The sequence below is a fragment of the Paenibacillus sp. FSL R5-0527 genome, assembly GCF_038008055.1.
Lineage (GTDB): Bacteria > Bacillota > Bacilli > Paenibacillales > Paenibacillaceae > Fontibacillus > Fontibacillus macerans.
This window is the reverse complement of sequence record NZ_JBBOYI010000001.1, coordinates 38517-53768: the sequence shown is the minus strand read 5'-3', so window position 1 is coordinate 53768 and position 15252 is coordinate 38517. Positions and strand designations below refer to the sequence as shown.

12 protein-coding genes and 1 pseudogene are annotated in these 15252 nt (G+C 55.3%); 6 read left to right on the top strand and 7 right to left on the bottom strand.

Annotation, left to right across the window (positions count from 1 at the left end):
• Positions 1–161: 161 nt before the first annotated feature.
• Positions 162–1270, top strand: a pseudogene (locus tag NYE69_RS00235) (RNA-guided endonuclease TnpB family protein).
• Between the two features lie 107 nt (positions 1271–1377).
• Here NYE69_RS00235 and NYE69_RS00230 read toward each other — a convergent pair.
• Entirely contained in the window at positions 1378–3054 is a 1677-nt protein-coding gene (locus NYE69_RS00230) for a sensor histidine kinase (RefSeq protein ID WP_155619341.1), read from the bottom strand.
• A gap of 177 nt (positions 3055–3231) precedes the next feature.
• Between NYE69_RS00230 and NYE69_RS00225 the strand changes: the two genes are divergently transcribed.
• Positions 3232–3684: a V4R domain-containing protein gene (locus NYE69_RS00225; protein ID WP_036619129.1), complete on the top strand. Its 453-nt coding sequence runs from the start codon at positions 3232–3234 to the stop codon at positions 3682–3684.
• Between the two features lie 357 nt (positions 3685–4041).
• On the opposite strand, the gene NYE69_RS00220 is transcribed toward NYE69_RS00225, so the two are convergent.
• From NYE69_RS00220 to NYE69_RS00195, 6 genes are all read right to left on the bottom strand, one after another.
• On the bottom strand, positions 4042–4707 hold the full coding sequence (locus tag NYE69_RS00220; protein ID WP_124332434.1) for a DNA-3-methyladenine glycosylase family protein: 666 nt from the start codon (positions 4705–4707) through the stop codon (positions 4042–4044).
• Positions 4708–4723: 16 nt separating this feature from the next.
• Positions 4724–6814 carry a ribosomal protection-like ABC-F family protein gene (abc-f, locus tag NYE69_RS00215; protein ID WP_036619131.1) on the bottom strand — a complete coding sequence of 697 codons (2091 nt, stop codon included), beginning with the start codon at positions 6812–6814 and terminating at the stop codon, positions 4724–4726.
• A gap of 329 nt (positions 6815–7143) precedes the next feature.
• Positions 7144–8100 carry a DUF4097 family beta strand repeat-containing protein gene (locus NYE69_RS00210; RefSeq protein WP_036619133.1) on the bottom strand — a complete coding sequence of 319 codons (957 nt, stop codon included), beginning with the start codon at positions 8098–8100 and terminating at the stop codon, positions 7144–7146.
• Positions 8097–8768 (bottom strand): DUF1700 domain-containing protein, encoded by a 672-nt coding sequence (locus tag NYE69_RS00205; RefSeq protein ID WP_036619135.1) that lies wholly within the window; start codon positions 8766–8768, stop codon positions 8097–8099. The genes NYE69_RS00210 and NYE69_RS00205 overlap by 4 nt, the downstream gene beginning before the upstream one ends.
• Positions 8765–9091 carry a PadR family transcriptional regulator gene (locus NYE69_RS00200; protein ID WP_036619136.1) on the bottom strand — a complete coding sequence of 109 codons (327 nt, stop codon included), beginning with the start codon at positions 9089–9091 and terminating at the stop codon, positions 8765–8767. Before NYE69_RS00200 ends, NYE69_RS00205 begins: the two co-directional genes overlap by 4 nt.
• Before the next feature lie 174 nt (positions 9092–9265).
• Positions 9266–10834: an FAD-dependent oxidoreductase gene (locus NYE69_RS00195; RefSeq protein ID WP_270620186.1), complete on the bottom strand. Its 1569-nt coding sequence runs from the start codon at positions 10832–10834 to the stop codon at positions 9266–9268.
• Positions 10835–11374: 540 nt separating this feature from the next.
• On the opposite strand from NYE69_RS00195, the gene NYE69_RS00190 reads away from it, so the two are divergent.
• The 4 genes from NYE69_RS00190 (at position 11375) to NYE69_RS00175 (ending at position 15233) form a co-directional block, all read left to right on the top strand.
• Entirely contained in the window at positions 11375–12277 is a 903-nt protein-coding gene (locus NYE69_RS00190) for a transposase (protein WP_213509693.1), read from the top strand.
• A 346-nt stretch (positions 12278–12623) separates the two neighbouring features.
• On the top strand, positions 12624–13019 hold the full coding sequence (locus NYE69_RS00185) for a Fur family transcriptional regulator (RefSeq protein ID WP_036619143.1): 396 nt from the start codon (positions 12624–12626) through the stop codon (positions 13017–13019).
• On the top strand, positions 12995–13813 hold the full coding sequence (locus NYE69_RS00180) for a response regulator transcription factor (RefSeq protein WP_082207634.1): 819 nt from the start codon (positions 12995–12997) through the stop codon (positions 13811–13813). Before NYE69_RS00185 ends, NYE69_RS00180 begins: the two co-directional genes overlap by 25 nt.
• A gap of 169 nt (positions 13814–13982) precedes the next feature.
• On the top strand, positions 13983–15233 hold the full coding sequence (locus tag NYE69_RS00175) for a methyl-accepting chemotaxis protein (RefSeq protein WP_036619147.1): 1251 nt from the start codon (positions 13983–13985) through the stop codon (positions 15231–15233).
• Positions 15234–15252 lie beyond the last annotated feature (19 nt).

Below are 15252 nucleotides of genomic sequence, written 5' to 3'. Positions count from 1 at the left end.
TACGCCTCACTGACAAGCTATATTCCTTTACTTCCTCCCTTCAAAATATTGAAAAGACATTGTTATCGCTTTAAACGAGAACGAATGTTTGGTATAATGGAATGAGATAGATGTTGCTTCCTTGTGTTGACTTCACCTTTCTTTGAAGTGTGGTGACAGGTTTGAAACTTACTTTAACAGCGAAAGTGAAAATACTGCCTAATGAGCAACAAGCGGATTGGTTACGACAAACCCTAGCGCGCATACCGCGAAGCGAGCAACCACTTGTCTGTACTTGTACATAAAGACAAGATCCTCTCGAAGACTTTACTCCACAACATGATGTATCGAGAATAGCGCTATGCTTTTTCGCTCCGGTCGCAAATGGCCCAGTCCGTTATGAGTACCGTCATCGCCAGATACAAGTCGTTACTCAGCAACAAACACCCTTGGACACGGTCCTTTTCAAGAAACCCGAGTACGACCTGGTATGGAATCGGGACTATTCGCTCTCCAAACAAATCATTTCCATCAACACGCTGTATGGTCGGATTAAAGTACCCTACATGACGAAAGGTATGGATTCTTACTTTGACGGATCTTGGTCATACGGCACTGCAAAGTTGGTCCACAAGAAGGGGAAATTCTTCCTCTATATTCCAGTATCCAAAGAAATCGCCGAAATCGAAACAGGAGCCATCCATCAAGTCGTCGGTATTGATCTCGGGATCAACTTTATCGCCACCAGTTATGATTCGCAGGGCAAGTGTACGTTCTTCCACGGTCGACCGATCAAAGATAAGCGATCGAGGTATAAGCATATGCGAAAACAACTGCAACAAGTCGGCACAGCCTCCGCCAGAAGGAAACTAAAGCGGATTGGAGGACGAGAAAACCGTTGGATGTATGATGTCAATCATTGTGTATCGAAGGCACTCGTCCGTAAGTATGGTGCAACCTTGATGGTGGTGGAGAATTTAAAAGGTGTTCGTAGTAAAACAGAAAAGATTCAACTTAACGAACGTTATGAATCGGTATCTTGGTCGTTCTATCAACTAAGAAAGATGATCGAGTACAAAGCCGCATTACATGGAGGAAAAGTGATTGCTGTAGATCCCAAGTACACCTCACAGACCTGCCGAAGTGCGGCCGTAAAAACAAAGGGAACCGGGACAAGAAGAAGCATCACTTCAAATGTAAAGAATGCGGGTATAGCTCAAGTGATGATCGAGTTGCCGCCATGAACCTTCAGCGTATTGGAATGAAGTACATCACTAAAGGGATTGTATAAGGTATACCTATACAATTGGGCAGATGTCAACCTGCCTATAGTAACGCCATGTTAAGGAAGGAGACTTTTTGTCGCATTCACTTCCGGGCAGTTACAAGCTCATGACTTTAGTCATGAGTAATTGATGAGATCTCCTTCTTGAGGTTAAAATAAATCGCCGTTCCTTTGTCCAGCCTGTGGATCCTAAGCCCTTCCCCGTAGATCAGCTTTACTCTGCGGTGTACATTGTAAAGCCCGATCCGGTTGTCTTCCATGGAGCCTTCGTATACCTTACGTATCGTTTCCGGCTCGATGCCGGCGCCCGTGTCGACAATGCCGATACGCACGGTGTCTCCGCGGTCTTTGACCGATATCGTGACCGTACCCTTGCCTTTTCCCTTCAAAATTCCGTGGACGATCGCATTCTCCACCAGCGGCTGAATGATCAGACTCGGAATTCGCACCTGCGTATCGTCGATATCGTAGCGCACCTCCAGCCGGCTGCCGAAACGGGCCTGCTCGATCTCCACATACTGCCGCACCTGCTGCAGCTCCTTGCTGAGATCGATCATCTCGTCCGTCAGCTCTAGATTGTAGCGCATGTATCCGGACAAATTGACGATCAGTTCGCGCGCCTTTTCCGGGTCGACACGGATGGAGGAAGCGATCGCGTTGAGCGCGTTGAACAGGAAATGCGGGTGAATCCGCGTCTGCAGCGCCTTGAGCTCGGCCTTGTTGGCCATCTGCTTAAGGTCCTCAATGCGCGAAACCTCCATTAGCGTGGAGATCATCTGAGACAGTCCAACGGCCATCGCCTGCAGCGAGTAAGTGATTTTATGCGCCTTGGCATAATAAATTTTCAGCGCGCCCGTTACCTCCCCCTTTTCCTTGAGCGGAATAATGATCTGAGACTTGATCCGGGGGTCGATATGGGCGGCCTCATTATTGCGGATCGTAATTTCCCCGTTGGCCAGCGAACTCTTTGTCTCATCGCTCACGATTTCATGCCGGTTCGCATAATGTTCCTCCCCCAAGCCCACGTAAGCGAGAATATACCGGGTATCGGTGAGCGCCACGGCGTCCGCGCCGATTTCGGCCTGGATGATGCGGCAGATCTTCCGCAGCGATTCGGGCGTGATGGAGCGAAAATAAGGCAGCGTCTTGTTGGCGATATCGAGCGCCAGCTTGGCCTGCCTGGCGGCGATCCGCTCCTTCTCTCCTTCCACGCTCTGCACCAGCATCACGATCAATCCCACGCAGACCTGGCTGGCAATCATCGGCAGGGCGATCTGCGAAACGATGTTCAGCCCCAGCGAGTACGGCTCGGCCATCCAGAGAATCAGCAGCATCGTCAGCGCTTCACAGCCCATGCCGGCGGCGATGCCGACCGCCCATTTCCGTTCCGCCGGCGTGCGGACGTATATGATGCTTGCAACAACGCCCGCAATCATGCTCGTTATGAGGCAGGGCAGCGAGGTCACCCCGCCGATGTCGATCAAGAAGCGGTGCGCGCCCGACAGGAGCCCGGTGATCAGGCCGACCGCCGGGCCGAAGAGTATGCCTCCCGCCATGATGGCGATAATCCGCACGTTGACCAGCGAGCCTTCAACGTTGATGCCGCTGTAGGTTCCGAAGATGGCGAACAGACTGAAAATGGCCGTAGCCAGCGCCAGCTCCTGACGGTTGTATTCTTTCTTCTGAAAAAGCTCCTTGAAGCGGGGCAGACGGGTCAGCACAAACAAACACATTTGCAGCAGCGCCGCCCGCTCCAGCAGCTGCAGCAAAATAAACAAAGTGTGTTGCATCATTCATCCCTCCACCCGGAATCGAGACGATCTTGTTTTTACCCTATCAAGGATATGCGTCATATTTCGTGATATATATCACATTTATAGCTGTGCATTTTTGATCTCAGTCAAGGAAATGAATTGCGTTTTATGGCAAATTAAAAATATAACCAACGAGGAAAAGGGGAATGAGCCATGACAAGCTTTACGTTTGAGGATCTGCAGCGGATCAATCGCGTCCGTCTGGGAGACGAGGTGCCGCTGGAGCTGTTTCGGGCGATCCGCTTGATCGGTATGCAGCAGGGTCTGCCATTGGAAGGCAAAGGAACGACGGCGTCGATCGGCCGCAAAATCGGCGAGAGCCTCCCGGTAGGGACGCTGGAGGAATTGTTGGAGTTGTTCGCCAAGCTGCGGATAGGACTGCCGCGCGTTTTGCAGCGGGATGAGCGGCTGATCCGGATTGCGGTAGACGATTGCTTCTGCAAAGGACTGCCTGTGATCGAAGAGAAAAAGGTATGCGACTTGGAGGGGGCAATTCTGGAAGGGGCGCTCGGCCGTATATTGAACCGCAAGGTGAGCGTCCGTGAGACCCAATGCAACGTATCCGGCGACGAGCATTGCGAATATGAGATCAGAATTTACGGGTGAGGACAGGAGGAGTGGGTTGGGTTCCGGGACCGCATGGTAAGAGGGAGCAAGGCGCGGGCGTAGGGGCTAACGGACACTGATGACGCTCAACTGGCGAAAATTCGAGCAGAAAAATTGTAACGGACCGAGGAGACCTTATTTTGGTCAACTCCGCCCCGATCGCCTTATTTCCAGCCCAATAACGCCTTTGGAGTCCGTTACAGCGGGAAATAACCGGGAAATGAGCGAATAAGGTCATCTCAGTCCGTTAGAGGTGGAAGGGGCTGCGGGCGACGGGGGGAGCATCGGATCGGGATCAATTACGCAAGCGCCCGCCTCTTTGTCACCGTTTAGCAAACGCCAAAGGATAACGCCCAATCATAGGTGTTTACAGCGCTCTTCGAAGGTTTCGCCGGAATCGACGTGACCTTGATTGATCGCTTCCCATAAATACAGGGAAGCGATCGATCCATAGGGGGACCATGGCGCGGCCACCTGCTGCAAATATTTGCGGTCGTCCCGGTCCTCCATGGCGTACAGCCATTTGGCGGCCCGCTGCAAGCCGGCATCGCCGAACGACACGACGTCCTCCCGGCCCAAGGCGAAGATCAGGAACATTTCCGCCGACCATTTGCCGATGCCTTTCACGGATACGAGCGCGCCTACGACTTCTTCGTCGCTCATGTCCTCCAGCTTTTCCAGCTGGAGTTCGCCGGATAAAACCTTGCCGCATAAATCGCGGATATAAGCGACCTTGGAGGCGGAGAGGCCGGCGGCTCGTAAGCCGGCGTCCGTTTGCGCCGAGAGAGCGGCCGGGGATAGTTCCCCGGCAAGCTCGATGACCCGGCCGCGGATCGTCGCCGCCGCCCTGACCGAAATTTGCTGGCTGATAATGGAGCGGGCCAGTTCGGCAAAATAAGCTCCCTGCGGTTTGGTCGCCAGGCCGCCGATCAAGGCCGTCAGGCGCCCCATTCGCGGGTCGGCGGCGGCCAGCGCCCGGACGCGGGGGTCTTCGGGGTGAAGCTGGAATTTGGGGGGATTCATCGTTATCGCTCTCCTTTTATTCGGCGGATTCATCCAGCAAGGCAAAATACTCTTCCATCATCTCGTCAAGCCGCCCCTGCAGCGCATCCCGCTCCTGCTGCAGCGCGATCAGACGCGTCGCGTCGCAAGCCGTTTCCGGGTCGAGCATGGCGTTGTCGATCTTCGCCAGCTCGGCTTCCGCGGCGGCGATATCGGCCTCCAGCTTGCGCAGATAGGCCGGATTTGCCCGGGGCTTGCGGGCGGCTTTCACCGCTTCTGCCGAAGCTCTTCCCGAGGCTCCCCCAGAGGCTCCTCGCGAGGCTCCATCTGAAGCCGAAGCCTCATAGGTCCCATCCGCTCTATCGGCGGATTTTGTCCGTTCCGCAGCGTCCGCTTGGGCGGAGAGGGCGGGGGACACCCCGGCCGCTGAAGCCGAAGAGGAGGACGGAGCCGGGGCCGGACCGCCGATGTGAACCTCCGCGGCGGCCGATCTTCGGGACAGTTCCTCCCGGTAATCTTCATAGTTGCCATGGGTAACGTGCATCCGTCCGCCCTCCAGCGCCCAGATCTGACTCGCCACCTTGTTGATGAAGTAGCGGTCGTGGGAGACGACGAGCAGGGTGCCCGCATACTCTTCCAGCGCTTCTTCCAGCGCTTCGCGCGAATCGATGTCGAGATGGTTGGTCGGTTCGTCAAGCACCAGCAAATTCGGCTTGCGATGCATCAGCACGGCCAGCCGCAGCCGGGTCCATTCTCCGCCCGAGAGGCTGCGCACCTTCTTGAACACGTCCGCGCCGTAGAACAGGAAACGGGCCAGCTGATGCCGCGCCTCTCCGGCTTCGATGCCGATCTCGTCGCGGAAATACTGCAGCACCGTTTCCTCGTGATCGGCGGGGGCCGATTGCTGCGCCAGATAACCGGCGTCGATCCGGGTGCCGAGACGGGCTTCCCCCTCCTCCGGCGGCTCAAGGCCGAGCGCGTTTTTGAGCAAGGTGCTTTTGCCGGTCCCGTTCGGTCCGATCAGCACGGCGGCTTCGCCGTAGCGCAGCGTGTGCGTCAGTCCGGAATACAGCCGCCGGGCTCCGCGGACGCAGCCGACCTCTTGCAGCACGACCGCGTCATTGCCGGAACGGTCGGCCTGCTGCAGCTGGAGGCCGATCTTTTTGCGCTCCAGGATCGGCCTTTTCAGCTTCACCATGCGGTCCAGCGCTTTTTGCATCGAAGCGGCGCGCCGGTGGAACGAGGGGTTCGGCGGATTGGAACGGTTGCCCCATTCGATCAGCTGCTTGATCGTTTCCTGCATCTTTTTGATCTTCTTCTGCTGCTCCTGGTAGTCGGCAAATTGCTGGAGCAGGCGGCGTTCTTTTTCTTCCTTGTACGTGCTGTAGTTCCCATAGTAGGTGAAGGCTTCGCCGTCTTCCAATTCGACGATTTTCTCCGCCACCGCGTCGAGAAAATAACGGTCGTGGGAAATAATGACGACGGTTCCGGCAAAAGTCCGGATATACGTTTCCAGCCATTCGATCGCGGCCATGTCCAAATGGTTCGTCGGTTCGTCGAGAAGCAGCAGATCCGGCTGCTGCAGCAGGATGACCGCCAAGCCGACCTTGGTTTTTTCCCCGCCGGAAAGCGAAGAAAAGGGGCGGGAAAACTGCTCCGCCGGGATGCCAAGCCCGCCGGCCACCCGGTCGATGGAGGCGTCGATTTCATAACCTCCTCCGCGCTCGAAGGACTCCTGCAGCTCGCCGTACCGGCGGAGCAAGCTATCCATGTTGCCTGCAGTCTCGGCATGGCCTCCGGCCGCGGACATTTCGTTCTCTAGTTGCTTCATTTCCGCCTGCACCCGGCGTAGCCCGGCAAAAGCCTCCAGCAGCACGCCGCGAACGGTTTCGCCGTTTTGATAATCGGGAATCTGCGCCAGCGCGCCGATGCGGGCGTTTTTGCGGATATGCAGCTGTCCGCGGTCGGGCTGTTCTTTGCCTGTCAGCAGCTTCATCAAGGTTGTTTTGCCCGTGCCGTTGCGGCCGATCAGGCCGACGGTCTCGCCCGTTTTGATTTCAAACGTAACATCGCTTAGCACCATTTCGGCGCCGTAATATTTCTGTATATTTTGACATTGGATCATCATGGGTTATTTAATCTCCTTCGTCCCATGCCGTCCGCTGCCTTAAGCCCGTAAATCCAAAAAAAAGAAGGCAGCAGGAAATCCTGCTGCCTTCGGTACGCACGTTTAACGTGAGGTTAAGGTAGGAGCGGCATTTCGCAATTGGGTATGGATATCGAATCGTTAAAAATGGACAGACCTATCCCGTTAACGGCTGTGCCAAAGATAATGCCAGACATTGCCAATGGCAGCTGGCTAATCCGATTCCATACAAGCTTGCGATCCACTCTACCCACCTCCTTAAATGTTAGTTATGTGAATTATATAATTAATGATCTGAAAAATCAAGGAGGTTACCGAATCCGGATATCGCCGGACGTTGTCCGCACCTTGACGACGTCTTCCGATTGCTGCGGCGACTCGGGGGCCGTGATGCTGCCGGATTTCGTCCTTAGGTCGTAAACTCCCCGGAACTGCGGGTCTATGGACAGCTTTACGCTGCCGGATTGCACAGCGATGTCCAGGCTGTCCGAACGTTGATTTTCCAAAGTGATGTTGCCGGAGGTCGACTTAAGCTTGCCGTTCCCTGTGAAGTCGGTGAATTTGATATTTCCGGAACCCAGCGAAGCCTCGACGGGTCCTTCCACACCGCTCGCCGTAATATTCCCGGAAGTCGCTTTTGCCGTCAAAGCTCCCTGCAGCTCATTGATTTTGATGTTGCCGGAACCTAGCTTGATTTCCGCATTTCCCTGAACCTCAACCCGTTCGGCGGTAATATTCCCGGTGGTGGCGGTAAACTTCAGGGTTTCCGCTTGGACGGCATCGGCGCGGATGTTGCCCGAGGAAACGGAAAGCTCGATATTCTCAGCCTTTAAACCAGCGAAGCTGCCGTTCCCGTCGACCGACTTGTAGCTGATCGCCTTCAGTCCGCTGTCCTTGGCCAGGGCCACGGTAATATGCTGTTTGGTTGATTGGAAATTCATGCTGAAGAAGGACCAGTCCCATGGCTCCTCAAATTCCAGCTTAAGCGTTTGGCCGGATATCGCGGCCGCTTTTATTTTATCGATCGCTTCCTGCTTCATGTTGCCGCTGGCCTCGATATAACCGGCCCCGTCCGGGCTGTCGATAAACTCCACATCTACGTCATATTCGCCTTCGATGTGCAGATTTTCCAGCTCGCCTTCGCCGAAGGTCCATTTTTGCTGGTAGGCGGGCAGCTTCTCGCCGAAGTCAAACCGCTGGTAGGCCATCCCGGCCAGCCCCAGCACGATCAAAAACAATCCAAGCAGCGTCCATCTTTTGCTGTTCACGCCGCATCTCCTCCTTTTGCGATTCGAACGTTCCACTTCCAATATCCGGTGCTCAAGCGCAGCATTCCGATGAATAAATAACGTGAACCGACCGCCAGCAAGATGCCGATCCCTACGCAGGCAACCGCTGCAAAAAGCTTGCCCGGGTTAAACTGGTGATGCACCGCAAATTCCAGTCCGAGGGCGAGCGGGCTGATAATCCCGCCCAGCGCGATGGCCGCAAAACCGGCAAATGCCGACCATAAGGACAGAAGCAGCGGAACGACGATAAGGTTTAAGAAAAAAAGTCCGATGTATACCATCACACCGGCAAACACGCCGCGGCGCTTAACGGCCTTCAAACCCGGTCCGGTATAGGCCGGCGTATTTCCCGCCGGACGATCGTTTCCCGCGCGGGCGGCGGAGTTCGGTTCAGGCGCGTTGGCGCGGCCCGCCGGATCAGGTCCGTACCAATACACATGATCTTGGGGGATGTAGCGGTTGCCGAGCGCTTCTTTGGCCAGTTCCGCGGGTTCGCCCAGCTCCAGCACGATTTCTTCCTCCGTCTTCCCGCTTTGCAGGCCGAATTCGAAGTGAGCTTCGTAATCTTCCAGCAATTCGTTTTGTTCTTCCGGCGGAAGGACGGAGAGATGGGCTCTAAGAAGCGCAATAAATTCATTTTTATTCATAAATGGCTTCCTTTCTCGATTAATGTAGATACGCTCTGGACGAACTGTTTCCACTCGACCACCAGCCTGTTCGTATATATTTCCCCTTCGGGCGTCAACTTGTAATATTTGCGCGGCGGGCCGCCCGTGGATTCCTGCAGGTATGTCGTGCAGTAGCCTTCATGGACCAGTCTTCGCAGCAGAGGATAAAGCGCTCCTTCGGCCACTTCGATATGCTTGGAAACGGACTGGGCGAGCTCGTACCCGTAACGGTCCCGTTGCTGGATGAGCACGAGCACGCAAAGCTCCAAAGCGCCTTTCTTGAATTGGATGCTGATGTCCATACCGGTGTTCGCCTCATTTCAAGATATTTCTCCACTACTGAACAATAATCAGTATCACTGAAAGCATAATATCATACAGTACTGAACAAAGCAAGGTAGTGAACAAAAAACAAAACATCCGCCGAGCCTTTTTCAATTCAAAAAATAAGGATCTCAACGGATGCAAGCGCCATCCTAGCTTTTCATTTGTTCGGGCTGCCGGTGCAGCCGAGGTAAATCCTTGGTTGCGGGTCCCTCGATGACCGCGCCTTTATAATCAAACCGCGAGCCGTGGCAAGGGCAATCCCACGAGCGTTCCGCTTCGTTCCATTTGACCTCGCAGCCCATGTGAGTGCACGTTGTGTCCACAAGATAAAGCTGGCCCTCGTCATCGCGGTAGGCCCCTGCTCTTTTGCCGCGGTGCTTGACGACAGCGCCCTGGCTGGGGACGAGATCCTCGGGTTTCAGGTGGACAAGCTCCACCTTGCCGGTCACCCATTCTTTGGCCACATCGGCGTTTTGCCGGGCCAAATTTTTGATCGTGGGTTCCGCCTTGAACCGCGAGGGTGTAAACAAGCGCTCGTACCGGTTATCTTTTTCCAAAATCAGATCCCGGATCAGGTGCGCGGACACCGTGCTGCTGGTCATGCCCCATTTGGCAAAGCCGGTCGCTACATAAATGTTGCGGCGATCTTCCGTGAGGCGGCCGATATAAGGCACGTCGTCCATCGTGACCAAATCCTGCGTCGACCAGCGGTAGGGGATCGATTTAACGCCCAGCACCGACTGCCCGAATTCCGCCAGCGCCTCGTAACATTTGATCGTGCAGTCGTTTTTTCCGGTTTTGTGCGATTCTCCGCCGGCGATCACCACCGTTTTCCCGTTCAGCTCGGCCGAGCGCAGCGAGCGTTTAGGGTTCCCGCAGTTGATGTACATGCCTCCGGGATACGGCTGCTCGGGCTCGAAGGCGACCGCATAGGACCGCTCGGAATAGAGCCGGGCAAAGTACAACCCTTTGCCGTCGATGAACGGAAAGTGGGAGGCGGAAACAGCGTGGCGGCAGATGACCGTATGCCCATCCTCGGAGGATAGCTTGAGCCGGCCGTCTTCCAAATCTTCGGCTGGATCCCTCATGGTGGTGTTCTCGTAAAAGGTACCGCCGCTTTCGGCCACGAACTCGGCCAAATCGCGCAAGTAATGGAGCGGATGGAACTGCGCCTGGTTCTTCAGCACGATCGCCCCTTTGGCGGACAGCGGCAAGGACAGGGAATCAAGCCATTCGGCAGGCAGATCAAGCTCTTTGTAAGCCTTCCATTCGGCTTCCAGCTTCTGCAGCTGCTCATCCGAATCGGCGTACAGATAAGCATCTTCGCGGCGGAATTGGCAGTCGATTTTCCGCTTTTTCACCGTGTCCGCAATAAAGCCGAGCGCTTCCTCGTTCGCCTCGTAATACAGCCGGGCGCCTTCCTTGCCGAAATGGTTCAACAGTTTGTCGTAAATCAGCCCGTGCTGGGCCGTGATTTTTGCCGTCGTATAGCCGGTCGTTCCGTCGAGAATTTTTCCGGCGTCGATCACGGCGACCTTCAATCCGGCCTGGACCAGCAAATAGGCGGTCGTAATGCCGACGATGCCGGCACCCGCAATGAGCACGTCGGTTTCGATATCTTCTTTTAATGGTTCAAAAGCAGGCAGGGCGGTCGTTTTGCGCCACATGGATTCCGGTTGCTGCGGCAGCCGGCCGGATGGGGAAGTATGGTTTGACATGCCTTGTTCCTCCTTGGGGAAATCATTTTTTTTCATTATTTCCATCACCGGGTAGTTAGAAACTCAACTTTCGCAGCAAAAAATCGGCAGGCAAGCCTGGATGTAGCTGGGCAAGCAGCAATCCATTGCCGGAGTTGACGCTCAATCAAAGACGGACAGTGTGGAAGCGTCAACGATGTAGAGGCGTCACGATCCGGCGGGGCGGTGTATCTACCTTTTGCACCGTAGCCGTTTCGAGCTGCGTCACAAATCGACGCCAGGTGAGGGGGGCTGTCTGGATGGGACCATCTAAAGCGTTCGTGTCTTGGTGTCTCTGCCTGCTGCCTGCCTTTGCACGATTATCCCCTTCGTTAAGGAGCAGGGAGTGGGGTTAGAGCAAGTCAAGGGTTCCAAAAAAAGAGAAGAAAAAACACAAAAAAAGCTGAGGACAAAATGAGGCGGTTCAGGAGAGATTTTCGGCTTGATTAGAGAACGCATGTTTGGTATAATGAAATAAATGGAATTTATGTTCGTATATTCTTGATTCGGGGGCGAGTAAACATGGAGATCAATGCGGGAACGGAACTTCAGCCATTCAGCAGCCGTTTTAACAGCGAGCAGGCCTGCATGGAAGCGCTAATCGCGATGAAGTGGCCAAACGGCTTCGTCTGCCCGCGCTGCACTTACACCCGCTGCAGCCGCCTGACTTCCCGGCACATCCCTTTGTTCGAGTGCGGAAAGTGCAAGCATCAAACATCCCCTTTGGTCGGTACGATTTTTGAAGGAACGCATCTCCCCCTGGTGAAGTGGTTCCAGGCGCTGGAGTTGTTCCTACTCCCTGATGGCATCTCGGCGCTGCGGCTGCGCCAGGTGATCCGGGTCGCCTACAAGACCGCCTGGTCGATGCTGCACAAAATACGTCATGCCGTGGGGGAGTTTGATGCCCGGGAGCTGCTCTCTGGAGACGTGAAAGTGAACAGCGATCAGTATGGGCGTAATCCATCCCGGTGTCAGCTTTCGCATCCGTACGCCTCGGCGGTCGTAGCCGGCTGCACGGTCACGGAGTCGGGCGAGCCGGAGCAGGTCAAAATCCGCCTGGTGCCAAATAAGCGGGGAAGTGAAAAAAGGGCAGACCGTCACGAACTCGCCGCGTTCATCAACGGGCATGTGGATGTCCGTACATCGGTGGTGCAGTTGTTCCCTCAGGCCTTTCGGCTGTATGCGCCCTTGCGGAAAGTAGTGAGAGAGGCGTGGGAATCGCTGAAGAGTACGTATGGAGCCTTGGGACTGAAGCATCTGCAGGCGTATCTGAACGAATACACCGTACGCCGCCGTCTGCGCCTGCCCGGAGCGGAAGAAACGATGCGGCAGAAGTTGCTGCGCATGTGTGTGGCGATTCCGGCGATCCCTTACCGTCGGCTAATCGCGCGCCAACCGAACCAGCCCCTTGCGGCTGCGGCCTGATCGTGACGCTTGAACCGTAGGGGTACTTGATGCAGATCAATTTAATGGGTCCTTGATTCCTATCTGATCTGTTTCACCTCCCCTAAACCTGATTCCTTCTCCTAAGCCCGTCTAAATTATCTCGAGCCTATCTGCTTCTCCACCAAATATTTCTTCTCCCGAGCTTGTCTGTTTCTCTGCTACCTGATCAAACGGGATAATCGTGCAAAGTATTCGGACAGCGAGCCGCCCACCCCACTTTCCTAACCTCAAGCTGACTTTTGCTCTGCGAAAGATTAGATTTGACTGAAACTAAAATAAGACTTATACTAATTCTAAAAATAAAAACAATAGGGATTGATAATAGATGAAAACTTTAAATCTGACGACTCAGCGCAAAGCGGTGTACGATGTAGTGCGCAACGCGAACGATCACCCGACGGCGGCCGAGGTCATGAACCGGCTTGTGGAGCAGGGCTATAACTTCGCCTACGGTACGGTGTACAATTCGCTGCGCTATTTGACCGAAAAGGAATTGATCCGCGAGTTGAAGCTGGGGGAGTCCGCCAGCCGGTACGACGCCAAGATGGATGACCACCAGCATATCTTGTGCGAAGTGTGCGGGCGCGTGGATGAAGTGATGTCCGGGTTGCCCGAGGAATGGAGCAAGACCGTTGCCGAAGAAACTGGGTATGATGTCCATCATGCTCATATCGTATTTGGGGGGGTGTGTCCGTCGTGTCAGCAAAAGAAGCCAAACTGAAAGAGATCGTAAGCACGGTGACGCCGTTTCGCAGACCTGCCGGCCTGGAGGCCGCCGTTCATGAGGAGGAGAAGACGATAGGGCGGGAGGTTTGCCCGATTACCCAGCGGGTTATTCTGATCAGTCCCTTCCCCAGCGATGTTCATGAGCTGGTGCGGGATTTGTCGGAAGGCTGCTTCGACGTTCTGGTGTTCCATCACTGGGAGCAAGGGATTCGCAACGCGATGACCGCGGATTTGCTGATTTTCGATTTGACCTCCTATAAGGAAGGCGAGGAGTCTGCGGCAATCCGGTCCATCGTGCAGCAGGAAACCGGAGACATTCCTTCCCTCCTGCTGATCAAGGAGTCGATGCTGCCGCGCCTGGATCAGGGGCTGATGAATCAGGAACTGCTCGTGCTGCCCGCGCGCCCGATGGAGATCGTCTACCGCGCGCAGCGGATCATCCAAAGCAGCGGTGCGCGCAGGGCAGCCACGCGGCTGCTTCCCGGGAGCTCACCGGCGATCTTCAAGGATTTGTGGATCGACCGCAAGAAGATGGCGGTTTACCGCAACGGGGCTCAAATCGAGCTGACGAAAACGGAATACGAGCTGCTGATTAAGCTGCTGGAGCAAGAGGGCGGAGTTCTGTCCCGCGAAGAGCTGCTGGCGGAAGTGTGGGGAACATCGTTTCTCGGCGGCAGCAACGTGGTCGATGTTCATATCAAAAGCCTGCGCAAAAAGCTGGGCGACCGGGCCGCCAACTCCATGTATATCGCCACCGTGCGGGGCGTGGGCTACCGGTTGGCCGATTAACTTGCGGTTGTTCACCGGACCGTTCATCCATGTTTGGGTGGGCGGTTCTTTTTTTACGAAAGGCACGACGGCCGATAAATGTTTTCTTACGTAGCAGGAAACTTCGTTAAAATCTATAATACATACAGATATACCTACCAAATTTTGATAGAGAGAGGGTCTGTTCATTATGGCAAAGCGTGTTAGGTTAACTTTGCTGATCACGACGGTGCTGGCGGCGATCGTTCCGTGCGTGCTGGATCAAGTGCTGAGGGGCATCTTTGACTCCACTTCCTTGCTGATCGCGGGAATTTCCTTGGCGGTGGCCATCGCGGCCGCCTGGATCACGGTCCAAATGATCGCCGTTCCGCTGGACCGGCTGAGCGAAGCGACACAGCGCATCAGCGAAGGGGACCTTACAAGACGCATCGACTATTTGAACCGGAAAGATGAAATCGGGGTGCTGGCTAACCATTTTCAGCGCATGGTGGACAACCTGAACGGGATGATCGCCAGCGTGCGGGAAACGGCGAACCAGGTTACCTTTTCGGCGGAGCAGCTGTCGGCCGGAGCGGAGCAAACGACCAAGGCGATTGAGCATGTGACCGTGGCCATTCAGGAAATGGCGACCGGCAGCGAGCAGCAGCTGCAGAAGGTTGAAGCCGGCGCGGACGGCGTGGAGGAAATGTCGCGTCAGGTGATCACGATGTCCGAGCATATCCGGGCGGTCACGGAAACGATGGAGCAGACGAACGGCGTTGCCGAGGAAGGGAACGCCTCCGTGCTTAGCGTGGTGGAAAAAATCGAGTATATCCAGCAAACGGTCGATCAATTGGGGACGGTCATCCAAACGCTGGGCGAGCAGACGCAAAATATCGGGGGAATCGTGGAGGTCATTGCGGGGATAGCCCAGCAGACGAATTTGCTGGCGCTGAACGCCTCGATCGAAGCGGCCCGGGCCGGGGAAGAGGGGCGGGGATTTGCGGTCGTCGCCTCCGAGGTACGGAAGCTGGCCGAAGGTTCGGAGCAATCGGCCCAGCAAATTGCGGAGCTGATCGCCGGCATTCAAAACGAAATGGAGCGTGCGGTTCAATCGATGGAGAACGCCAAGCAGGGGGTCGAGGAAGGGATCGTCGCCGTCGACACCTCCGGGCGCTCCTTCTCGCGGATCCGCAAAGCGGTTCGCGGCGCAGCCGCCAAGATGGAAGGCGTGGCCGGAGCGGCCAAGGAACTGGCGGCGGGAGCCGGCAAAGTGACGGAATCGATCAAGGACATCCGGCTGATTTCCGAGGAAGCGGCCGGAAATACGCAGACGATTTCGGCGGCCGCCGAGCAGCAGCTCGCCTCCATCGAGGAAGTAGCTTCTTCTTCCGCCGATTTGACCCGTATGGCGGAGCAGCTTAAGGGGCAGCTGGACAAGTTTACCGTTAGAAAACAATAGAGGCAGTTCAAAAAATCCG